Below are 19,234 nucleotides of genomic sequence, written 5' to 3' on the forward strand. Positions count from 1 at the left end.
GCCCCCCACCGTCACAGATAAAGCTCAGACGCGGAGGGCATATGGATCAGGCGCAAATCGAAGTTCAGGTTCTGGGATCGCTGTCGCAGATTTCTGCCGAGGACTGGGACAGTTGCGCCTGTCCCGAGGCCGCGGATGGTGGCCGCCCGCTGGACCCGTTTACCACGCATAGGTTCTTGCTGGCGCTGGAAAACAGCGGTTCGGTCGGGCGTGGCACCGGCTGGCAGCCGCAATATCTGACCGCCTATCTGGACGGGATGCTGATCGGCGCGGCGCCGATGTATGCCAAGTCGCACAGTCAGGGCGAGTACATTTTCGATCACAACTGGGCCCATGCTTATGAAAACGCGGGTGGACAATATTACCCCAAGCTGCAGATCGCCGTGCCCTTCACCCCCGCCACCGGGCGGCGTTTTCTGGTGCGGTCGGGATACGAGGCGGTGGGGATGTCGGCGCTGGTACAGGGCGCGGTGCAACTGGCCGCCGACAACCGGGTGTCGTCGCTGCACGCCACCTTCTGCACCGAGGATGAGGCTATCGCTGGTGAGCAGATGGGCCTGATGCTGCGCAGCTCGCAGCAGTTTCACTGGCTCAATGACGCATATGCGGATTTCGACGGCTTTCTGGGTGCGTTATCCTCGCGCAAACGCAAGAATATCCGCAAGGAGCGGGCGCAGGCCTGCGGGTTCGGCGGTGAGATTCGCACGCTGACCGGGGATGACCTGCGGCCCGAGCACTGGGATGCCTTCTGGCGGTTCTATCAGGACACCGGGTCGCGCAAGTGGGGCGCGCCGTACCTGACCCGTCAATTCTTTGATATCGCTCAGGAAGTCATGGCGGACGACATGGCTTTGGTGCTGGCGGAACGCGATGGTTATCCGATTGCCGGGGCACTGAATTTCATCGGGCGCGAAACCCTGTTTGGCCGCTATTGGGGCTGCGTCGAACATCACCCCTGTCTGCATTTCGAATTGTGCTACTATAGGGCGATTGATTTTGCCATTGCCAATGGTCTGGCCCGGGTTGAAGCCGGGGCGCAGGGCGAACACAAGCTGGCGCGAGGCTATTTACCCACGCGCACGCATAGCTTGCATTGGGTCGGTGACCCCGGTTTTGCCGATGCGATCCGAAAATACCTGGACGCCGAGGTCGCCGCAGTGGGAGAAGAGATCGAGATCCTGACGGAATACGGCCCGTTCAGGAAATTGAACCCGGAGGAACAGCAATGACCGAACTCTTGTCGCCTGAGACCCGCGGCCCGCTGCTTGACCCGCTGTTCAAGAATGGCTGGACCATGGTCGACGGCCGGGATGCGATCACCAAGACCTTTATCTTCGAGGATTTCGTCCACGCCTTTGGCTGGATGACGCAGGTGGCAATTTTTGCCGAAAAATGGAACCACCACCCCGAATGGTCCAATGTCTACCGCACGGTCGAGGTCACGCTGGCCACCCATGACGTGGGCGGGCTGTCGGCGCTGGACGCCAAGCTTGCCCGCAAGATGGACAGTCTCTGCTAGCGGTTGCCCTCACCGACGCCACCCGCCAATGCGGCGGTCACGCCCATCTGCTGAAATTCGGCGGGGGTCACGGTGCCATCGCTGACGTCGATGCTGCCGGGAATACGCGTTGTCCGGTTGCCGATCTGGCGCACGCTGCGCGCAGCCGGGTTGATGTCCAGACAGCGATTGTTGTAACAGGTCAGCCCGGATGTGCTGATCTGAATGCGCGTCTGCCCGTCCGGCCCGGTCACCACCGGGGCTTGCGGAACGTCGCAGGCCGCCAACAGGCCCAGAACACAGAGAATTCCCCAGTTTCGCATAGCACGCCCCCCGTGTGGATGGCCCCGCCAAACGCGAGGCCGTCCGGTTTAATCCAGCTGGCCGTTCTGGTTCTTGTCAGCCGACAGGAAATCGTCGTTCATCTGGGTGTCGTATTCGGCCCTTGAGATAAAGTCGTCATTGTCGCGGTCAGCGTCCTGAAACTGCTTGATGTCCAGAAAGGGTTTGGCCTCCTGCAATCCGACCGAACCGTTCTTGTCTTCGTCCATCTCCTGGAAGGCATAGTCGGAAAAGGCGTCGAACTCGTCCCGGGACAGGAATCCGTCATTGTTCGCGTCGATGGCTTTCAACTCGTTTTCATGCAGCTCGGCAACGTTTTCGGCCGAAGCGGTACCGGCCAGCAAAACGGCCGCAGCGATAATAAGTCCACGTGTCATTCCGGCTCTCCTTAGCATGCGTATCTGTTGCCTTCGACGGCGCCGGCGGCAGCACCTGCCGCTGTCAGGATGGACTTGCCTGACCCGCCACCGAACTGGTTGCCCAAGGCGCCGCCGATCAGCGCACCGCCCAAAGAACCGCTGAGGCAGGCAATCTCGTGCTGGCGTGCCGCCTGTTGCTGCGGGGTCGGTGCCGGTCCGCAGGCGGCCAGCGCCCCCGCAGACCCGAGCAAGAGTGTAATGATCTTCAGTTTCATCAAACAAACTCCCTGATTGTATTCTTCAAATATCGACAGATCAGGGCGTTGCATCAAGTTAAATGGCGATCTTGGCCCAGAGGTCACCCGGGGCCACGCGATATCAGATCACGTCCAGCAGGCCCTCGCCCGCCGAAATTTCGCAGGCACCTGGGTTTTCTTCCAGGTTCAACGCGACCACCTTGCCGTCTTCGACCAGCATGGCATAGCGCTTGGATCGCGCGATCAGACCGGCGGGCGGGGCGTCGAAATTCATGCCGATGGCCTTGGTGAACTCGGATGCCGGGTCGCCCAGCATGGTCAGTCCGGCCTCGGCGGCGCCGGTGGCTTCGCCCCAGGCTTTCATCACGAAGGGGTCGTTGACCGAAACGCAGATGATCTCGTCCACGCCCTTGGCGGTGAACTGGTCCTTGGTGCGCATGAAGCTGGGCACATGGGCCGAATGGCAGGTTGGCGTATACGCGCCGGGCACCGCAAAGATCACGACTTTGCGGCCTTTGGTCTTGTTTGAAATCCGCACCTCTTCGGGGCCATCCGCGCCCAGTTGGGTCAGCGTGGCGTCGGGCAGCATGTCACCTGTTGAAATCATTTTAAGCTCCTGTCGTTTGGATTTGCAGAGTCGGGCTCAGCCGCAATATAGGTGGTCGCGTGGATGAGACCACGGGAATTCGACACGGTGGGAGGAACATGAGCCATATTGTCGTGATCGGTGCGGGGCAGGCGGGGTCTTCGCTTGTCGCCAGACTGCGCAAGGACGGGTTTGACGGCAAGATCACCCTGATCGGGGCCGAGCCGCATCTGCCTTATCAGCGCCCGCCGCTGTCCAAGGCCTATCTGCTGGGCGAGATGGAACTGGAACGCCTGTTTCTGCGGCCCGAGAGTTTCTATGCCGAGAACAACATCACCCTGCGGCTGGGCCAGCGCGTCAGCGCGATTGACCCGCAGGCCAAGACTGTGACCGTTGGGGATGAGGTGATCTCCTATGACGAATTGGCACTGACCACCGGGTCGGACCCGCGTTATCTGCCTGCCGCGATTGGTGGTGATCTGGACGGCGTGCATGTGGTGCGCGATCTGGCGCATATCGATGAGATGGAGCCCCGCGTGGCAGACGGCGCGCGCGCCTTGATCGTCGGTGGTGGCTATATCGGGCTCGAGGCCGCAGCGGTCTGTGCCAAGCGCGGGGTCAAGGTGACCCTGGTCGAGATGGCCGCCCGTATTCTGAAACGGGTGGCCGCGCCCGAGACCAGCGACTATTTCCGGGCTTTGCACAGCGAGTACGGCGCCGATATCCGCGAAGGTGTCGGGTTGGAGCGTTTGGTGGGTGAAAACGGCAAGGTGGTCGGCGCGGTTCTGACCGACGGCACCGAATTGCAGGTCGATTTTGTCGTTGTCGGTGTGGGAATTGTCCCCTCGACCCAACTGGCCGAGATGGCGGGGCTTGAGCTGGATAACGGCATCAAGACCGATGCCCATGGCCGCACGTCTGACCCGTCGATCTGGGCCGCGGGCGATTGTGCGTCCTTCCCACATGGCGGTACCCGCATCCGTCTGGAAAGCGTTCCGAACGCAATCGATCAGGCCGAGATCGTGGCCCAGAACATGCTGGGCGCGGCCAAGGACTACGTGGCGACACCGTGGTTCTGGTCGGATCAGTATGACGTCAAATTGCAGATCGCCGGCCTGAACACCGGGTATGACCGCGTGGTGACACGGAAGGGCGAAGGTCAAACCGTGTCGTTCTGGTACTACAAGGGTGATCAGTTGATCGCGGTCGACGCAATGAACGATCCGCGCGCCTATATGGTCGGCAAACGCCTGATTGAATCGGGTAAGACCGCCGATCCGGCCATCGTGGCCGACGCGGGCGCGGACCTGAAGCCGCTGCTCAAAGCGTGAGGATCATCGCCGGAGAGTTCCGGGGCCGCGCCTTGGCCTCGGTCGGCAAGGGGGATACGGGCGCACATCTGCGCCCCACCACCGACCGCGTACGCGAAAGCCTGTTCAACGTGCTCGGCCATCAGATTGATTTCGACGGCCTGCGCGTTTTGGACCTGTTTGCAGGGACGGGCGCATTGGGGCTTGAGGCGCTGTCGCGTGGGGCTGCGCATGTGACCTTTGTCGATGACGGGCGCGTGGCGCAGGGTCTGATCCGCAAGAATATCGATCTGACCCGCAGTGCCGACCGCACCGATCTGATCCGCCGGGATGCCGCGCGGTTGGGAGAAAACCCCGGCGCGCCTTATGATCTGGTCTTTCTGGACCCGCCTTATGGCAAGTCCATGGGGCAGAAGGCCATCGCCGCCCTGTCGCACGGCTGGATCGCCCCGGACGCCCTGATCGTGTGGGAAGAAAACGCCCCGATGCAACCGCCTGCGGGGTTCACACTGCAGGACAGCCGTAAATACGGCGACACGCATATCACCCTGATGTGGAGCGATCCCTCGAATGCATGATCTGGTCATTTTCGATTGCGACGGCGTTCTGGTCGATAGTGAGCCGCTGTCCAATCAGGTGATGGTCGCAAACCTGGCCCGGCACGGGTTGTCGTTGACGGCCGATGAGTGCCACAGGATTTTTACCGGCAAGACCATGCCCGAAGTTCAGGATATCGCCCGCGGTCTTGGGGCAGACCTGCCCGAGAACTGGATCGCGGAATTCGATGCCGAAACAGACACCCATCTTCGGCAGGGCGTGCCTTTGGTTCCCGGCATATCGGAATTGCTGACGCTGCTGGATGAACGCCGCGTGCCGTTCTGCGTTGCCTCCAATGGCGGGCCTGACAAAATGCGGGTCACGCTGGGTCAGAACGGCCTATGGGATCGGTTCAAGGACGTGATGTTCTCGGCCTACACATTGGGTGTCGGCAAACCCGACCCGACCATGTTCCTGACGGCGGCGAAACAGTTTGGCGCCTCGCGACCCGTGGTCATCGAGGACAGCGCCAGCGGTGTCACCGCCGCAATCCGTGCCAATATGCGCTGTCTGGCTTATGCGCCGCATGGGGGTGGGGAAGATCTGGCCCAGCTCGGCGCAGAAGTCATAACCGATATGGCCGAGGTTCCAGCGCTTTTGGGGATTTGACCGGGACATGCTAGTATCAGCGCATGGACCGTGCCCTGAAACTCCCGATCTGGACTGTTCCGCAGGGAACCGACGCAACCACCGGACCCGAGCGGAAACCCGCGCGCGCGCCGGTGTTCATCCACGACGCGGTCACGCCATGGGGACAGGAAACCCTGTTGCTGAAACTGATGCGCGATCAGGCCGCCGATCAGGAGGAATAGGTCGGGTGAAACTTGCTGCCCGGTGACAGGGTAAAGATGTCGACCCCATCCGCCGTCACACCCACCGAATGTTCAAACTGCGCCGACAGCGACTTGTCGCGGGTCACGGCGGTCCAGTCATCGGACAGGGTCTTGGTCTCGGGGCGGCCAAGGTTCACCATCGGTTCAATGGTGAAGAACATGCCCTCTTCCAGAATCGCGCCGGTGCCCGGACGGCCATAGTGCAGTACATTTGGCGGCGCGTGGAACACCCGGCCCAGACCGTGACCGCAGAAATCGCGCACAACGCTCATCCGGTGTGCTTCGACATAAGCCTGAATAGCGTGGCCGATATCACCGAAGGTGTTGCCCGGCTTGACCATCTCGATCCCCTTGAACAGGGCGTCATGGGTCACCTGGATCAGACGCTCGGCCTTGCGCGGCAGTTTGCCCGCCACATACATGCGCGAGGTGTCGCCGAACCAGCCGTCAACGATGACGGTGACGTCGATATTCAGGATATCGCCATCTTTCAACCGCTTGTCGCCGGGGATACCGTGGCAGACCACGTGATTGACGCTGATGCAGCTGGCGTGCTGATAACCCTTGTAACCGATGGTAGCCGAGGTTGCGCCTGCGTCCTCGACCATCTGGGTGATAAGCCCGTCAATCGCACCGGTTGTCTGGCCGGGAAAGACATGTTCGGCTACGTCATCCAGAATCCGCGCGGCCAAGGCCCCTGCCGCATGCATGCCGGCAAAGTCACCCTGTTCATAGATGCGGATACCGTCCTTGGTCAGACGGCCACGATGTTCCTTCATGGATGCGAGGCTCCAAATGTTTCGCGCAGCATTCCTTTTACGCTGCTTGTGCAGAAAGTACCAGAGGGTGTCAGTCCGCAATGTCACCGCCACCCCTCATGCGGTCTGATCGCATGTAGACCCTCAGGTAATTTTGAACTAGCACAAGGCAAGTCCGGGCGGGCACATGAAACAGAGAGGGGCAGGCAGATGCAAAGAAAAGCTGACCAGTTGAGGGCCGAGATTGCCGGCATCAGCGAACTTCTCAAGGCCGGACGGCCGGACCGTGCGTTCAAAAGGGCCTCCAAGGCCGCCAAGAAATGGCCAAAAATCGCGGCGCTGCCAAGACTTGCGGGCATCAGCGCGGTGCAGCAGAAGAAACCCAAACTGGCCCAGACCCATTTTCAACAGGCCTGGCGGCTGGATCCCGGAAATGCCGAACTGATCCAGAACTATGCGCTTAGTCTGGTTCAGGGAGGTGATCCCGCCGATGCGCTGACGTTTCTGAAAAAGATCGCCACGCGTGGCCCGCTGAGCCCCGCCCAGCAGTTCATCCGCGCGCTGGCCCTGTTGCAGGAGCAGCAGCCGGAACAGGCGCTGGCGGATGTCGAACAGGTATTGAGTCGCGAACCTGCCAATCCGAATGCGCAGATTCTGAAGGCGGACATTCTGGATTCGATGCACCAATGGCAGGACGCGGTTGATGTGCTGACTGCGCTGGTCAAGAAGCAACCGAAATACCTTCCCGGCCTGGTGCGGCTGGCCAGATCGCAGCTGGGGCTGGGTCAATTGGACGAGGTCCTGAATAATGTCCGCGCCGCGCTTGCGCTGGCGCCCGAGCATCCGGATGCGCTGGAATTAATGGCCGGACTGCCGAACCTCACCTTTGACGACATCGCCACATTGCAGACCCGGATATCCAAAACGCTGGAACACGGCCCCGCGGCCAACCCGGAGGATGAAGTGAAACTGCGGTTTGCCGCGGCAAATCTGGCGCGCCGGCAAAAGAACACCGCGCAGGAAATGCAGCATCTGGCCGAGGCCCACAAGCTGCAGCGCAACGGGTTCGAAGCCTGGGAAGACCGCAGTGCCAAAGACTGCGCCAAACGGCTGGCCGCCCCATTGCCCGCTACCGGGTCCGAGCCATCCGCAGGCAGCCCCCGGCCGATTTTCGTGGTCGGCCTGCCCCGGTCCGGCACCACGCTGATTGAGCGTATTCTGGCCCGCCATTCCACCGTTCAAGGTCTGGGAGAGCTGGCCTCGGTCCATCAATGGGCCCGGCAGGCCGAAGTGCAACCACCGGAATGGCGCGCCGTCAACGGACTGGCCGCGCACTACATGGCAAAGCTGCCTGCGCTGCCCGAAGGTGCCACGGCCTTTGTAGACAAAGCCCCCGGAAACTATGCCTTTCTGGGCGAGATTGCGCAGTCCTTCCCCAGCGCCGTGATCCTCAACGTGCTGCGCGACCCGCGTGACATCGCCCTGTCGATGTGGCGTGCAAATTTCGGGGCGGGCGGGTTGTATTACGCCCATGACCTGAACTGGATGGCGGCCGAGGCCAACCGGTATCAGCGCTATATGCGCCACTGGCATCAGGTCCTGCCGGGCCGCATTCACGACATCCGGTATGAGACGTTGGTGGGCGATCTACAGAACACCGCGCAAGACCTTGCGCGGATTTGCGACCTGCCGTTCGAGGACGCCATGCTGACGCCGGACAAGTCCGCGAATGCGATCCGAACGGCCAGTAATCTGCAGGCCCGGCAACCGGTGAATACAGCCTCGGTCGGAGGCTGGCAGGCGGTGGCGGATCTGTTCGAGCCGTTTGTGCAAGGTTTGGACACGGATCTGTGGCCCGAGGTTTTTGAACGGCAATCCTAAGCTTAGTTTGCTACAAGAACTTTACACGGTCGGAATCCAAGCCAGCGGGCGCTGAGCCCCTAGTCCTTGATCGCAATTTTCAAACGATCCGAGAAAAACACGCGGCTTCTGATGCTGCGATCCATCCGGAAGTCTAGATCACAGGCGGACGACGGGTCGACCGCAAGCTTGTTTTTGCCTTCAGGGATTGACCTCCACGCTAATCCCTTGGTTTCAACCGGTCTAAGCCCAATAGATTGATCCGGGACAAGTGTTTTTCGGTTCTCCAATATATGCATGAAAAACCATCGCCGCCCAGGATAGGGCGTTTCTTGGTCATATTCGCGCAACTCTACCTCATGAAACCGGGTTCGGCCGAGCTCAAACCCCATCAATAGATCACGCATCGACTCCGACACAAAAATCAAACTCAAATGGCCCGTAAATACACCCGGCAGGTTTTCCTTCTTTTTGTTGGGGAGATCGCGAAATTCGAAATACACGTAGTCTGGATACCCGGACACGTCTATGTCCTGCGCATCTTCGTATCTGTCCTGAAACGCCACATACCCTGACGGTCGTGGAGCATCCAGATGGACCTCGACGGGCTGGACAATGCGGGTGCCGTACAGAAGGAGGGATTCCCAAACTTTCTTATGTGTCACGGCGTCGTCAAGGTACAGAAATTGCGTAGAATTTCATCAATACGTTGTTTGCAAGCTATCCTATGGGGTTTCCGACCCAAACACCTTCTGGCGTAATTCGTGTCCCATAGACCAACCGCTCCACCCCCTGTGCCTGCGCCACCTCGAACGCTGCCGCATAGGCCGGGTCGATATCGGCGGCCAGCGCCAGACGGTCGCAATCGGTGCGCTGCACCAGATACAACAGGATCGCCCGGTGCCCCTGTGCCACCATCGCCGCCAGCTCTCCCAGATGTTTGGTGCCGCGGGCGGTGACGCTGTCTGGGAACTCGGCCAGACCGGGTTGGCGGGACAGGGTGACGCTTTTGACCTCGACATAGGCATCCGGCAGGCCGGGCTGGGTCAGCAGAAAGTCGATGCGACTGTTTTCGCCGTATTTCACCTCGGGGCGGACCGTTTCATAGGCCGCCAATTCGGGGATTTCACGCGCCTCAAGCGCCGCACGCAGCGCCCGATTCGGGACCGAGGTATCGACCCCGGTGAAATGGCCGTTTTCATGATCGACCAGCCGCCAACCGTATTTCAGCTTTTTCTTAGGGTCGTCATTGGGCTCCAGCCAGATTTTCTCACCCGGCTCGGCCAGCCCCATCATCGACCCCGGATTGGCGCAGTGGGCGGTGATCTCGCGCCCGTCCTCCAGCGTGCAATCGGCCAGAAAGCGTTTGTAGCGGCGGATCAGGCGGGCGGGGACAAGGGGGGTTTCAAATCGCATGGCTCAGGGCCTATACCTGCCCTAACGGTCGATCAAGAGGGGGCACGCCATGGCAAATCCAACCGCTGCAATGCTGGTGATCGGGGATGAGATCCTGTCGGGCCGGACTCGCGATGCGAATATGCATTATCTGGCCGGGGAACTGACCAAACACGGTATCGACCTGAAAGAGGTGCGGATCGTCAGCGACGATGCCCCGGCGATCGAGGCGGCGGTCAAGGCGCTGTCCGACGATCACGACCATGTATTCACCAGCGGCGGGATCGGGCCGACCCATGACGATATCACCGCCGACTGCATTGCGCGCGCCTTTGGGGCGCAGATCGATATTCGCGACGATGCCCGCGCGCTGCTGCAGGCGCATTACGATAATTCCGGGCTGGAGTTGAACGAGGCCCGCCTGCGCATGGCGCGCATTCCGGACGGGGCGGTGCTGATCGACAATCCGGTGTCGACCGCGCCGGGGTTTGCCATGGAAAACGTGCATGTGATGGCCGGGGTGCCATTGGTGTTTCAGGCGATGGTGGCCAGTGTGTTGCCCGGCCTGACCGGTGGCAGCCCGCTGCTGTCGCAAACCCTGCGGGTGGATCGGGGCGAAGGCGATATCGCTGCCACGCTTTCCGCGTTGGCCGGTGATTTCGCGGACCTCACAATCGGGTGCTATCCGTTCCAGATCAACGGCGTATTCGGCGCCAATGTCGTGGTGCGCGGTACCGACGGCGCGCGCATCGATGCCGCCACCACCCGGCTTGCGAAAGAGCTTGATCTGTGAGCGTCAACTGGGCCGACATCGTTGACGGAACCTGGCCTGCTGCGCGGTATGAACGGCTGGGGCCGTTTCAACTGCGGCAAGGGCAGGGCGGCGGATCACGTGTGTCGGCGGCCAATGCTCTGAGGCCGGCAGGTGACGCGGATATCGACGCCGCCGAGGCCGCGATGCAGGCGATGGGGCAAAAGCGCATCTTCTGCCTGCGCCCGGGGGACGAAGCGCTGGATGCGCAACTGACCGCGCGCGGCTATCAGGTTCTGGACCCGGTCAACATCTATGCCTGCCCTGTCGGTCACCTGACGGATATTCCGATCCCTCGTGTCACGGTGTTCCTCACGCCCGAGCCGCTGGCGATCATGCGTGAGATCTGGGCGAAGGGCGGCATTGGCCCCCGGCGGGTTGCGGTGATGGACCGCGCGCAGGGGCCCAAGACCGGCCTGCTGCTGCGCCATAACGATCAACCCGCCGGGACCGGTTTTGTTGCGATTCACGATGGGGTCGCGATGGTGCACGCGCTGGAAATCCTGCCCGATCATCGCCGTCAGGGCCTGGGTGGTTGGGCCATGCGCGCCGCCGCCTTCTGGGCGCGGGATAACGGGGCGGAAACGCTCAGCGTGATCTGCACCAAGGCAAATGCCGGGGCCAACGGGCTTTATCATGCGCTCGGGATGGAGATTGCCGACGAATACCACTACCGTCAGCTTGTTGAAGGAGAAAGCCCGACGTGACCGACCAATCTGCCCCCACCGCGCTGGACCTGCCGATGGTGAACCCGCTGCCGCCCGAGACGCAGAAATACTTTGATATCTGCGTGGAAAAGCTGGGCTTTGTGCCGAATGTGCTGCGGGCCTATGCGTTTGATATCGACAAGCTGAACGCCTTCACCGCGATGTATAACGACCTGATGCTGGGCGACAGCGGCCTCAGCAAGCTTGAGCGTGAGATGATCGCGGTGGTCGTGTCGGCAATCAACAAATGTTTCTATTGCCTCGTGGCCCATGGTGCGGCGGTGCGGCAATTGTCGGGTGATCCGCAGTTGGGCGAAATGCTGGTGATGAACTACCGCGTCGCGCCTTTGGACACGCGCCAGCGGGCGATGCTGGACTTTGCTGCCAAGATGACAACCGCCAGCACCGAGATCGAAGAACCCGACCGTCAGCGCCTGCGGGATGCGGGCTTTACCGATCGTGACATCTGGGACATCGCCAATGTGACCGGCTTTTTCAACATGTCGAACCGGGTTGCCAGTGCTACGACGATGGTTCCGAACGACCAATACCACGCGCAGGCCCGATGATCCGTTTTGCCTCACTGATCCTGTTGCTATTGGCCGGGCCGGGTGTTGCGCAGGAGTTGACGTTGCCTTCGGGCGCCCGCCAGATCAGCGACCGGATCAGCCCGCTGGACAGTTATGACCTGCCCACTGGCCCGTATTCCGATGGCACCCTGCCCGTGCGGCAGGTCGAGGGGCGGGTTGAACGGATCACCTGGCGCCTGCAATCGGGCTCCAGCACGACGCTGCAGCTGCTGGCCCCGCTGCGCGAACAGATCGTCGACCAAGACTATGACGTGCTGTTCGAATGCGAGGCCCGCGCCTGTGGTGGCTTCGATTTCCGCTTTGGGACCGAGGTTGTCCCGACCCCCGACATGTATGTGGCGATTCAGGATTACCGTTTTCTGTCCGCCACCCGCGGCGACGATGTCCTGAGCCTGCTGGTCAGCCGCAATCCGCCCAGCGGGTACATTCAGTTGATCCGGGTCTCTCCGGTTGACGCAGAAGCGCCGCCGCCGCTGGTGATCGAGGAAACGGCTGATACCTCCGAAGGGTTGTTGGCTGCATTGGAACAGAACGGGCATGTGATTCTGGATGATCTGCATTTCCGCACCGGAGAGATCACGCTGGGCGACGGCCCTTTTGCCTCGTTGGACCTGATCGCGTCTTATCTGTCCGACAATCCCGATATGCGGCTGGCACTGGTTGGGCACACGGACGACACCGGCGCGCTGGATGCCAACATCTCGGTCAGCACCGGCCGGGCGCAGGCGGTCCGGACCCGTCTGATCGAGGCCCACGGGGTTGCCGCCGACCGGGTCGAGGCGCGCGGCATTGGCTACCTTGCTCCGCTGACCTCGAATGCCACGCCCGAGGGCCGCGACCTGAACCGCCGGGTCGAGGCGGTTTTGCTGGTCAATTGACCTTGGTGACATAGGTCAGACAGGCGAGCCGATCGAAAACGAAAGGACCCCTCATGACTGACCAGACACCAACGCCGCAGGCCGTGATCATTGGCGCGGGGGCCGGTCTGTCGGCCTCGTTCGCGCGGGCATTGGCACAGGGCGGGTATGCCGTGCACCTGGCCGCCCGCGACGTTTCGGATCTGGAACCCTTGGCCGCCGAGACAGGGGCGCGGCTGCATCAGTTGGATGGCACGGATGCGCAGGGCGTGGCGACGCTGGTCGCCAGCGTACCAGGCGAGCTGCGGGTTGCGTGCTATAACCCCTCGGCCCGGCAACGCGGCCCGATCACAGAGCTTGACCCCGAAACCGTCCGCAAGGCGGTTGAGGTGACGGCGCATGGGGCGTTCCTGCTGGGTCAGGCCGCCGCCCGCCGCATGTTGGATCAGCCCATGCGCGACAACCGGCGGGGCACGATCCTGTTCACCGGTGCCTCGGCAGGGGTCAAAGGCTTCCCGCTGTCGGCGCCTTTTGCCATGGGCAAGTTTGCGCAACGGGGATTGGCACAATCCATGGCGCGCGAGCTGCACCCCCGCGGCATCCATGTGGCCTGGGTCAATATCGACGGCGGTATCCGCAACCCGAAGCGGATTGCAGCGGCCGATACGCCCGACTCGATGCTGGATCCGGACGCCATTGCCCGCGAATACATGCATCTGATCCATCAGGACCGCTCGGCCTGGAGCGATGAACTGACCCTGCGGCCCTGGGTCGAACGGTTCTGAGCAGACAAAAAAAGACCCGCACAGATGCGCGGGCCGTCGAGGTTCACCGGGGAGATATTACCAGTCCATCGAGCCTTTTTCATTGAAGGCCTCGACAAGAAAATCAATGAATGCCCGCACCTTGGGTTGGGTAAAGCGGCCAGGCGGGTAGACGGCGTAAATGCCCTGCACCTCATCCGGCAGCGACGGCATAGCATCCAGTACCTGCCCGGATTTCAGCGCGTCCGCATACAGATAACTGGGCAGATACGCGATCCCCAGCCCCGAGATGGCCGCATTCAACAGCGACTGACCGTCATTGACGCTCAGCCAACCAGCGGTGCGGACCTGCCGTTTTTCGCCCGAAGGCGCGGTCAGTTTCCAGACATTGCCCGAGGATTGGCTGGAATAGTGCAGCAGCTTGTGTTCGTTCAGGTCGTCGATCTTCTGCGGACGTCCGAATTTCTCGATATAGCTGGGCGCGGCGACCATGCGTTTCACGGTTTCGGTCAGCTTGCGCGCGCGCAGGGTGCTGTCTTCCAGTTCACCAATGCGCACGGCAACGTCGAACCCTTCCGAGATCAGTTCAACATAGCGGTTGTTCAGCACCATGTTCACGGTGATGTCCGGATAGGCGGCGAGGAAATCCGATAGAACCGGTGACAAGTGGTTTACGCCGAAATCCGTCGCCACGCTGATCCTCAGCAAACCCGAGGGGGCGGACTGCATCGAGGTTACAAGCGCATCCGCCTCGCCCGCGTCATTCAGCACACGGCGGGCGCGGTCGTAATAGGCAAGTCCGATCTCGGTGGGGGAAACGCGGCGTGTGGTACGGTTCAGCAGCCGTGCGCCCAATCGGGCCTCAAGGCTGGACACGTGCTTTGACACGGCCGATTTGGAGATGCCCATTTTCTTGGCCGCATCGGTGAATCCACCCTGGTCCACCACATTGGCAAAGGCTTCCATTTCGGTAAGTCGATCCATTCTCGTTCCCCGGGTGCATAGTCGTTGCCCGACTGTCGCCTTCAATCTGGGCGGAAACAGGGCAGACATGGGATAATATCAGGGATTTGAATCAGATCGTTTGCAGATAGGAAACGCGGAAACAATGGTTTCCGGCATCACCACAGAGCCTGACAGGCAGGGAATTTCTGCGCTTGTGTCCGGTTGTGCTAAGGTGAGAATGGCAAATTTGTGACCACGGAGGAGATCATGAAAGCCCTGCTTGCCCTAGCTGCCCTGTGCCTGTCCGCAACCCTTGCGCTGGCCGGAGGGGAAACTGTATCCAACCCTGACGCGAAGGTTTATTTCGTGAACCTTGCCGATGGGGACACCGTCCAGTCGCCGGTCACCGTGGTCTTTGGCCTCAGCGGCATGGGCGTTGCCCCTGCCGGGACCGAGACGGAAAATACAGGCCATCACCACCTGCTGATCGACCGCCCGCCCTTGGGTGAGGGCGAGGATGGCGCGGATGAGCTGGCCAATGGTCTGCCCTCGGACGACAACCACCTGCATTTCGGCGGCGGCCAGACCGAGGTGACATTGGACCTCGCCCCGGGTGAGCACACGCTGCAACTGGTGCTGGGCGATGCGGGCCACGTACCGCATTCCACGCCGATTGTGTCTGATGTGGTTACGGTTACGGTGGAATAGTCGCCGCAATCACCCGCAAAACCGGTTTACAATAATTTGAATGTCGGAAACTCTGTCGGCCAAAACAGGAGGCCGATATGTCGCTGGAGTTCTTTCTGACATCCTTGATTGTAGTGTTACTGCCCGGAACCGGAGTGATCTACACTCTGGCGATTGGTCTTGGACGCGGGTTTCGCGCCAGCCTTGCGGCGGCGGTGGGATGCACGTTGGGGATCGTCCCGGCAGCTTTGGCCAGTATCATCGGACTTGCCGCCCTGTTGCATACCAGTGCGCTGGCGTTTCAAGTCATCAAGTATCTGGGCGTCCTCTACCTGTTCTACATGGCTTGGGGGATTGTCAAAGACGGTGGCGCCATGGAGGTCAACGCCGAAAAATCCTCGGCAGGTCATCTCAAGATCGCGGTGACCGGGACGTTGATCAATGTGCTGAACCCCAAGCTGTCCTTGTTTTTCCTGGCCTTTCTGCCTCAGTTTCTGCCAGCGGGCTCTGCAAATGCCGGTTTGGAACTGGCCAAGCTGGCCGCCGCCTTTATGGCGATGACCTTTGTGGTCTTTGTCGGATACGGCGCCTGCGCTGCCCTTGCACGGGATTACGTCATTCGCAGACCATCCGTGATGGCCTGGATCAAACGGTGTTTCGCGACAGCGTTTGGGGCGCTGGGCGTCAAGCTGGCGCTTTCGGAGTGATCAGAGGGCGGCTGCCAGCCGCGTCCCCTGATTGATTGCCCGTTTCGCATCCAATTCCGCCGCCACATCCGCGCCGCCGATCACATGCGGGGTGATCCCCCGTTCGATCAGCGCATCCGCAAGGCTGCGCTCGGACAGCTGACCGGAACACAGCACGATCGTGTCTGCCGCAATCACGGTGGGGTCCGCGCGTTCCTCGCCAAAGCTGATATGCAGGCCGTCGTCGTCAATGCGTTCATAGTTCACGCCGCCGACAAAATTGACGTCCTTCATCTTCAGTGTCGCCCGGTGAATCCAGCCGGTCGTCTTGCCCAATCCCTTGCCGTGTGCCTGTTTCTTGCGCTGCAACAGAGTAACGTCGCGCGCGGGGGCTTCGGGTTGCGGGCCTTCAGGTGCCAGGCCCGAGCGATGCTGCTCCGGGTCGGTCACGCCCCATTCCTTCATCCAGGCGGGCAAGTCGGTGGTGATGCTGTGGCCGTTCTCAAGCAGGAATTCAGACACATCGAAGCCGATACCGCCCGCGCCGATCACGGCGACGGATTTCCCGACCTTGGCCTTGTCGCGCAGCACGTCGATATAGGTGATGACGTTGTCACGGTCCTGCCCCGGAATCTGCGGATCGCGGGGGGTGACACCGGTGGCGATGATCACCTCGTCAACACCGGTCAGGTCGTCGGCGCTGACCTCTCGGTTCAGCTCCACCTTGACGCCCAGATCAGCCATCATGGTGCGGTACCAATCAACCAGCCCCCAGAACTCTTCCTTACCCGGTACCTGTTTGGCCATGTTCAACTGGCCACCGATTTCAGCGGCGCGGTCGAACAGGGTCACGTCATGGCCGCGCTGGGCGGCTGTCATCGCGGTGGACAGGCCCGCCGGACCGGCACCAACGATGGCAACGGTCTTGGGCGTCTCGGCCTTGCCAATTTTCAGCTCTGTCTCGTGGCAGGCGCGCGGGTTGACCAGGCACGAGGTCAGCTTGCCGCTGAACGTGTGATCCAGGCAGGCCTGATTGCAGGCGATACAGGGCGCGATCTGCGCGGACTGACCGGCCATCGCCTTGTTCACGAACTCCGCATCCGCCAGCATGGGGCGGGCCAGCGAAACCATGTCGGCGCAGCCGGTGGACAGAACCTCTTCGGCGACCTCGGGCGTGTTGATCCGGTTCGAGGTGATCACCGGGATACCGACCTTGCCCATCAGTTTCTTGGTGACCCACGCAAAGGCCGCGCGCGGCACGCTGGTGGCGATGGTGGGAATCCGCGCTTCATGCCAGCCGATACCGGTGTTGATGATCGTGGCCCCGGCCTGTTCGATCCGCTGGGCCAGTTCTACAACCTCTTCATGGGTCGAGCCATTGGGGATCAGGTCGATCATCGACAGCCGATAGATGATGATGAAATCGGTGCCGACGGCCTCACGCGTGCGGCGCACCACCTCAATGGGCAGGCGCATCCGGTTTTCATAGGACCCACCCCAGCGATCCTCACGCTTGTTGGTGTGTGTCACGAGGAACTGGTTCAGGAAATACCCCTCGGACCCCATGATCTCGACCCCGTCATAACCCGCTTTCCGGGCCAGGACGGCGGCGTTTACGATATCACTGATCTGCTTCTCGATGCCCTCTTCATCCAGCTCATTGGGCGGGAAGGGTGAGATCGGGGATTTTACCGGACTGGGGGCCACGCATTTGGGACCATAGGCATAGCGCCCCGCGTGCAGGATCTGCATGGCGATCTTGCCACCCGCTTCATGCACCCGCTGGGTGATGATGGAGTGGTTCGCGACCTCTTTGTCGTTGGTCATCATCGACGCGCCGGGCAGAACCGAACCTTCGAGGTTCGGGCCAATCCCGCCCGTCACCATCAGCGCCACACCTCCGCGCGCCCGGTCGGCGTAGAATTCTGCCACGCGGTTCCAGTCGCCGGTTTCTTCAAGCCCGGTATGCATCGAGCCCATCAGCACGCGGTTCTTCAACGTGGTAAAGCCCAGATCCAGCGGGGCCAGCATGTTTGGGTACGCAGTCATGGCGAACTCTCCCTCCCGATTCTTCGATGCTAGATTGACGTTCGCGTCACCTTTGTCACGCAGAACCTAACGTCACACCCTTTGCTGTTCCTGAACCGCTTGATACAGAGTTGCCAGAGCAACGTACGAGGCCGCGCATGACCCCCGAAGAAATCGCCAAACTGCCCTATCGCCCCTGCGTCGGGCTGATGCTGATGAACACTGAGGGCAAGATTTTCGTCGGCCAGCGCAATGACCGCCACAAGGACGCCTGGCAAATGCCCCAGGGCGGCGTCGACAAGGGCGAAGCCCCCCGCGATGCGGCCCTGCGTGAGCTATGGGAAGAAACCGGTGTGACGTCTGAATTGGTCGAGGTTGTGGCCGAAACCGACGGTTGGCTACCCTATGATCTGCCCCATGATATCGTGCCTAACATCTGGAAAGGTCGCTATCGCGGGCAGGAGCAGAAATGGTTCCTGCTGCGCTTCACCGGCCGTGACGATCAGATCAATATCGAAACCGACCACCCGGAATTCACCTGCTGGAAATGGCAGGAACCCGGCAAGCTGATCGAGGAAATCGTGCCGTTCAAACGTGAGGTGTACATGCAGGTGCTGGCTGTTTTTGACGACTATCTGGGATAGGAACGACACCACACCCCGCTGATCACCCCGCGACAACTTGCCGTGAGGGAGCGTGGTTTGGGTTCCGGCACCTCTCTAGCCTGGTGGGCATGAAAGACGTTGCCCCCATACAACCCGCCATCGTTCCCGCCGGACGCATGTTCAAAGGCACAGACCAGCGCACGCCCCTGCGAAAGGGGTTGAAAAGCTGCGGTGAATACGGCCCTGGCCAGACGGCGGGGCGGTTCTATCCGGTCGCTTGCGGCGCGCTGGAGGTCACACAGCACTGCAATCTGGACTGTACGCTGTGCTACCTCTCGAACCGGGCCGAGATGACCTATGATCCGCCGCTCTCGGTGCTGTTTGCGCGGTTGGCGACGATCCGCAGCCATTACGGCACCGGGGTTTCAGTGCAATTGACCGGGGGGATCCGACCCTGCGCAAGGTCGCGGACCTTGAGGCGCTGTGCCGCGAGATCAGGCGTTTGGGGATGCGCTCCTGCCTGATGACCAACGGCATCCGCGCCAGCCGGGCGTTGCTGACACGGCTGGCGGCGGCGGGGCTGGACGATGTGGCCTTTCACGTGGACATGACACAGGACCGCAATGGGTTTCTTGAACTGAACACCGTGCGTCGCGCCTATATCCGCCGGGCACGGGGGCTGGGGTTGCGAATTCTGTTCAACACCACCGTTTATTGGCGGTAATTTCGATGACCTCCCGGCGCTGAAAAGGGGAGGAT

26 protein-coding genes are annotated in these 19,234 nt (G+C 61.2%); 17 read left to right on the forward strand and 9 right to left on the reverse strand.

Going from position 1 to position 19,234, the window contains the following annotated elements; genetic code table 11:
- Positions 1-41: 41 nt before the first annotated feature.
- Both ACOQFT_RS10875 and ACOQFT_RS10880 read left to right on the forward strand, forming a co-directional pair.
- Entirely contained in the window at positions 42-1,229 is a 1,188-nt protein-coding gene (locus tag ACOQFT_RS10875; protein WP_421597942.1) for a GNAT family N-acetyltransferase, read from the forward strand.
- Positions 1,226-1,519, forward strand: a complete 294-nt coding sequence (locus tag ACOQFT_RS10880) for a 4a-hydroxytetrahydrobiopterin dehydratase (protein WP_170444050.1) — start codon at positions 1,226-1,228, stop codon at positions 1,517-1,519. Before ACOQFT_RS10875 ends, ACOQFT_RS10880 begins: the two co-directional genes overlap by 4 nt.
- On the opposite strand, the gene ACOQFT_RS10885 is transcribed toward ACOQFT_RS10880, so the two are convergent.
- The 4 genes from ACOQFT_RS10885 to ACOQFT_RS10900 all read right to left on the reverse strand — a co-directional run bounded on the left by ACOQFT_RS10885 (position 1,516) and on the right by ACOQFT_RS10900 (position 3,063).
- Positions 1,516-1,821 (reverse strand): hypothetical protein, encoded by a 306-nt coding sequence (locus ACOQFT_RS10885; protein ID WP_421597943.1) that lies wholly within the window; start codon positions 1,819-1,821, stop codon positions 1,516-1,518. The genes ACOQFT_RS10880 and ACOQFT_RS10885 overlap by 4 nt on opposite strands.
- A 48-nt stretch (positions 1,822-1,869) precedes the next feature.
- Positions 1,870-2,217: a hypothetical protein gene (locus tag ACOQFT_RS10890; protein ID WP_421597944.1), complete on the reverse strand. Its 348-nt coding sequence runs from the start codon at positions 2,215-2,217 to the stop codon at positions 1,870-1,872.
- A gap of 11 nt (positions 2,218-2,228) precedes the next feature.
- The gene (locus tag ACOQFT_RS10895; RefSeq protein ID WP_421597945.1) at positions 2,229-2,474 is read right to left on the reverse strand and encodes a glycine zipper 2TM domain-containing protein; all 246 of its coding nucleotides are present in this window, start codon (positions 2,472-2,474) and stop codon (positions 2,229-2,231) included.
- 103 nt (positions 2,475-2,577) lie between these two features.
- Positions 2,578-3,063, reverse strand: a complete 486-nt coding sequence (locus ACOQFT_RS10900) for a peroxiredoxin (RefSeq protein ID WP_421597946.1) — start codon at positions 3,061-3,063, stop codon at positions 2,578-2,580.
- 98 nt (positions 3,064-3,161) lie between these two features.
- Here ACOQFT_RS10900 and ACOQFT_RS10905 point away from each other — a divergent pair, with 98 nt between their 5' ends.
- From ACOQFT_RS10905 to ACOQFT_RS10920, 4 genes are read left to right on the forward strand one after another with little or no spacing between them, the layout of a single operon-like run.
- Positions 3,162-4,373, forward strand: a complete 1,212-nt coding sequence (locus ACOQFT_RS10905) for an NAD(P)/FAD-dependent oxidoreductase (RefSeq protein ID WP_421597947.1) — start codon at positions 3,162-3,164, stop codon at positions 4,371-4,373.
- The gene (gene rsmD / locus ACOQFT_RS10910; protein WP_421597948.1) at positions 4,370-4,930 is read left to right on the forward strand and encodes a 16S rRNA (guanine(966)-N(2))-methyltransferase RsmD; all 561 of its coding nucleotides are present in this window, start codon (positions 4,370-4,372) and stop codon (positions 4,928-4,930) included. Before ACOQFT_RS10905 ends, rsmD begins: the two co-directional genes overlap by 4 nt.
- Positions 4,923-5,558, forward strand: a complete 636-nt coding sequence (locus tag ACOQFT_RS10915) for an HAD family hydrolase (RefSeq protein ID WP_421597949.1) — start codon at positions 4,923-4,925, stop codon at positions 5,556-5,558. The genes rsmD and ACOQFT_RS10915 overlap by 8 nt, the downstream gene beginning before the upstream one ends.
- 23 nt (positions 5,559-5,581) lie before the next feature.
- Positions 5,582-5,761, forward strand: a complete 180-nt coding sequence (locus tag ACOQFT_RS10920) for a hypothetical protein (RefSeq protein WP_421597950.1) — start codon at positions 5,582-5,584, stop codon at positions 5,759-5,761.
- Here the strand turns inward: ACOQFT_RS10920 and map are convergent.
- Positions 5,749-6,561: a type I methionyl aminopeptidase gene (map, locus tag ACOQFT_RS10925; protein WP_421597951.1), complete on the reverse strand. Its 813-nt coding sequence runs from the start codon at positions 6,559-6,561 to the stop codon at positions 5,749-5,751. The genes ACOQFT_RS10920 and map overlap by 13 nt on opposite strands.
- A 189-nt stretch (positions 6,562-6,750) precedes the next feature.
- Between map and ACOQFT_RS10930 the strand changes: the two genes are divergently transcribed.
- Complete coding sequence (locus ACOQFT_RS10930) at positions 6,751-8,421, forward strand: tetratricopeptide repeat-containing sulfotransferase family protein (RefSeq protein WP_421597952.1); 1,671 nt, start codon at positions 6,751-6,753, stop codon at positions 8,419-8,421.
- A 59-nt stretch (positions 8,422-8,480) separates the two neighbouring features.
- On the opposite strand, the gene ACOQFT_RS10935 is transcribed toward ACOQFT_RS10930, so the two are convergent.
- A complete protein-coding gene (locus ACOQFT_RS10935; protein ID WP_421597953.1) occupies positions 8,481-9,065 on the reverse strand; it encodes an imm11 family protein in 585 nt (194 codons plus the stop codon).
- Between the two features lie 55 nt (positions 9,066-9,120).
- Positions 9,121-9,816, reverse strand: a complete 696-nt coding sequence (gene sfsA, locus ACOQFT_RS10940; RefSeq protein WP_421597954.1) for a DNA/RNA nuclease SfsA — start codon at positions 9,814-9,816, stop codon at positions 9,121-9,123.
- Positions 9,817-9,865: 49 nt separating this feature from the next.
- Here sfsA and ACOQFT_RS10945 point away from each other — a divergent pair, with 49 nt between their 5' ends.
- Genes ACOQFT_RS10945 through ACOQFT_RS10965 form a run of 5 tightly spaced genes read left to right on the forward strand, consistent with a single transcriptional unit; the run spans position 9,866 to position 13,545 of the window.
- Positions 9,866-10,588: a competence/damage-inducible protein A gene (locus tag ACOQFT_RS10945; protein ID WP_421597955.1), complete on the forward strand. Its 723-nt coding sequence runs from the start codon at positions 9,866-9,868 to the stop codon at positions 10,586-10,588.
- Positions 10,585-11,313: a GNAT family N-acetyltransferase gene (locus tag ACOQFT_RS10950; protein WP_421597956.1), complete on the forward strand. Its 729-nt coding sequence runs from the start codon at positions 10,585-10,587 to the stop codon at positions 11,311-11,313. The genes ACOQFT_RS10945 and ACOQFT_RS10950 overlap by 4 nt, the downstream gene beginning before the upstream one ends.
- A complete protein-coding gene (locus ACOQFT_RS10955) occupies positions 11,310-11,882 on the forward strand; it encodes a peroxidase-related enzyme (RefSeq protein ID WP_421597957.1) in 573 nt (190 codons plus the stop codon). Before ACOQFT_RS10950 ends, ACOQFT_RS10955 begins: the two co-directional genes overlap by 4 nt.
- Positions 11,879-12,781, forward strand: a complete 903-nt coding sequence (locus ACOQFT_RS10960) for an OmpA family protein (RefSeq protein ID WP_421597958.1) — start codon at positions 11,879-11,881, stop codon at positions 12,779-12,781. Before ACOQFT_RS10955 ends, ACOQFT_RS10960 begins: the two co-directional genes overlap by 4 nt.
- Before the next feature lie 53 nt (positions 12,782-12,834).
- Positions 12,835-13,545, forward strand: coding sequence for an SDR family NAD(P)-dependent oxidoreductase (locus ACOQFT_RS10965; protein ID WP_421597959.1), 711 nt, complete (start codon positions 12,835-12,837; stop codon positions 13,543-13,545).
- A 57-nt stretch (positions 13,546-13,602) separates the two neighbouring features.
- Here ACOQFT_RS10965 and ACOQFT_RS10970 read toward each other — a convergent pair whose 3' ends face one another.
- Positions 13,603-14,508 carry a LysR family transcriptional regulator gene (locus tag ACOQFT_RS10970; RefSeq protein ID WP_421597960.1) on the reverse strand — a complete coding sequence of 302 codons (906 nt, stop codon included), beginning with the start codon at positions 14,506-14,508 and terminating at the stop codon, positions 13,603-13,605.
- 228 nt (positions 14,509-14,736) lie between these two features.
- Between ACOQFT_RS10970 and ACOQFT_RS10975 the strand changes: the two genes are divergently transcribed.
- Together ACOQFT_RS10975 and ACOQFT_RS10980 are read left to right on the forward strand one after the other, a co-directional pair.
- Positions 14,737-15,177, forward strand: a complete 441-nt coding sequence (locus tag ACOQFT_RS10975; RefSeq protein WP_421597961.1) for a DUF4399 domain-containing protein — start codon at positions 14,737-14,739, stop codon at positions 15,175-15,177.
- 77 nt (positions 15,178-15,254) lie between these two features.
- Positions 15,255-15,863, forward strand: coding sequence for a LysE family translocator (locus tag ACOQFT_RS10980; protein WP_421597962.1), 609 nt, complete (start codon positions 15,255-15,257; stop codon positions 15,861-15,863).
- On the opposite strand, the gene ACOQFT_RS10985 is transcribed toward ACOQFT_RS10980, so the two are convergent.
- Positions 15,864-17,891 (reverse strand): FAD-dependent oxidoreductase, encoded by a 2,028-nt coding sequence (locus tag ACOQFT_RS10985; RefSeq protein WP_421597963.1) that lies wholly within the window; start codon positions 17,889-17,891, stop codon positions 15,864-15,866. It lies immediately after the preceding gene.
- 137 nt (positions 17,892-18,028) lie between these two features.
- Between ACOQFT_RS10985 and ACOQFT_RS10990 the strand changes: the two genes are divergently transcribed.
- The 3 genes from ACOQFT_RS10990 to ACOQFT_RS11000 all read left to right on the forward strand — a co-directional run bounded on the left by ACOQFT_RS10990 (position 18,029) and on the right by ACOQFT_RS11000 (position 19,199).
- Positions 18,029-18,514 (forward strand): RNA pyrophosphohydrolase, encoded by a 486-nt coding sequence (locus tag ACOQFT_RS10990; protein WP_421597964.1) that lies wholly within the window; start codon positions 18,029-18,031, stop codon positions 18,512-18,514.
- An 89-nt stretch (positions 18,515-18,603) separates the two neighbouring features.
- Positions 18,604-18,999 carry a hypothetical protein gene (locus ACOQFT_RS10995; RefSeq protein ID WP_421597965.1) on the forward strand — a complete coding sequence of 132 codons (396 nt, stop codon included), beginning with the start codon at positions 18,604-18,606 and terminating at the stop codon, positions 18,997-18,999.
- Positions 18,984-19,199, forward strand: a complete 216-nt coding sequence (locus ACOQFT_RS11000; protein ID WP_421597966.1) for a hypothetical protein — start codon at positions 18,984-18,986, stop codon at positions 19,197-19,199. The genes ACOQFT_RS10995 and ACOQFT_RS11000 overlap by 16 nt, the downstream gene beginning before the upstream one ends.
- Positions 19,200-19,234 lie beyond the last annotated feature (35 nt).

It is taken from the genome of Ruegeria sp. MALMAid1280, assembly GCF_049195285.1.
GTDB lineage: Bacteria > Pseudomonadota > Alphaproteobacteria > Rhodobacterales > Rhodobacteraceae > Ruegeria.

Coding starts and splice junctions, on each gene's coding strand:
- ACOQFT_RS10880 (WP_170444050.1), top strand. CDS start 1,226: ATGACCGAACTCTTGTCGCCTGAGACCCGCGGCCCGCTGCTTGACCCG.
- ACOQFT_RS10945 (WP_421597955.1), top strand. CDS start 9,866: ATGGCAAATCCAACCGCTGCAATGCTGGTGATCGGGGATGAGATCCTG.
- sfsA (WP_421597954.1), bottom strand. CDS start 9,816: ATGCGATTTGAAACCCCCCTTGTCCCCGCCCGCCTGATCCGCCGCTAC.
- ACOQFT_RS10920 (WP_421597950.1), top strand. CDS start 5,582: ATGGACCGTGCCCTGAAACTCCCGATCTGGACTGTTCCGCAGGGAACC.
- ACOQFT_RS10985 (WP_421597963.1), bottom strand. CDS start 17,891: ATGACTGCGTACCCAAACATGCTGGCCCCGCTGGATCTGGGCTTTACC.
- ACOQFT_RS10890 (WP_421597944.1), bottom strand. CDS start 2,217: ATGACACGTGGACTTATTATCGCTGCGGCCGTTTTGCTGGCCGGTACC.
- ACOQFT_RS10915 (WP_421597949.1), top strand. CDS start 4,923: ATGCATGATCTGGTCATTTTCGATTGCGACGGCGTTCTGGTCGATAGT.
- map (WP_421597951.1), bottom strand. CDS start 6,561: ATGAAGGAACATCGTGGCCGTCTGACCAAGGACGGTATCCGCATCTAT.
- ACOQFT_RS10980 (WP_421597962.1), top strand. CDS start 15,255: ATGTCGCTGGAGTTCTTTCTGACATCCTTGATTGTAGTGTTACTGCCC.
- ACOQFT_RS10875 (WP_421597942.1), top strand. CDS start 42: ATGGATCAGGCGCAAATCGAAGTTCAGGTTCTGGGATCGCTGTCGCAG.
- ACOQFT_RS10975 (WP_421597961.1), top strand. CDS start 14,737: ATGAAAGCCCTGCTTGCCCTAGCTGCCCTGTGCCTGTCCGCAACCCTT.
- ACOQFT_RS10905 (WP_421597947.1), top strand. CDS start 3,162: ATGAGCCATATTGTCGTGATCGGTGCGGGGCAGGCGGGGTCTTCGCTT.
- ACOQFT_RS10885 (WP_421597943.1), bottom strand. CDS start 1,821: ATGCGAAACTGGGGAATTCTCTGTGTTCTGGGCCTGTTGGCGGCCTGC.
- ACOQFT_RS10965 (WP_421597959.1), top strand. CDS start 12,835: ATGACTGACCAGACACCAACGCCGCAGGCCGTGATCATTGGCGCGGGG.
- ACOQFT_RS10900 (WP_421597946.1), bottom strand. CDS start 3,063: ATGATTTCAACAGGTGACATGCTGCCCGACGCCACGCTGACCCAACTG.
- ACOQFT_RS10970 (WP_421597960.1), bottom strand. CDS start 14,508: ATGGATCGACTTACCGAAATGGAAGCCTTTGCCAATGTGGTGGACCAG.
- ACOQFT_RS11000 (WP_421597966.1), top strand. CDS start 18,984: ATGCGCTCCTGCCTGATGACCAACGGCATCCGCGCCAGCCGGGCGTTG.
- ACOQFT_RS10960 (WP_421597958.1), top strand. CDS start 11,879: ATGATCCGTTTTGCCTCACTGATCCTGTTGCTATTGGCCGGGCCGGGT.
- ACOQFT_RS10995 (WP_421597965.1), top strand. CDS start 18,604: ATGAAAGACGTTGCCCCCATACAACCCGCCATCGTTCCCGCCGGACGC.
- ACOQFT_RS10990 (WP_421597964.1), top strand. CDS start 18,029: ATGACCCCCGAAGAAATCGCCAAACTGCCCTATCGCCCCTGCGTCGGG.
- ACOQFT_RS10895 (WP_421597945.1), bottom strand. CDS start 2,474: ATGAAACTGAAGATCATTACACTCTTGCTCGGGTCTGCGGGGGCGCTG.
- ACOQFT_RS10930 (WP_421597952.1), top strand. CDS start 6,751: ATGCAAAGAAAAGCTGACCAGTTGAGGGCCGAGATTGCCGGCATCAGC.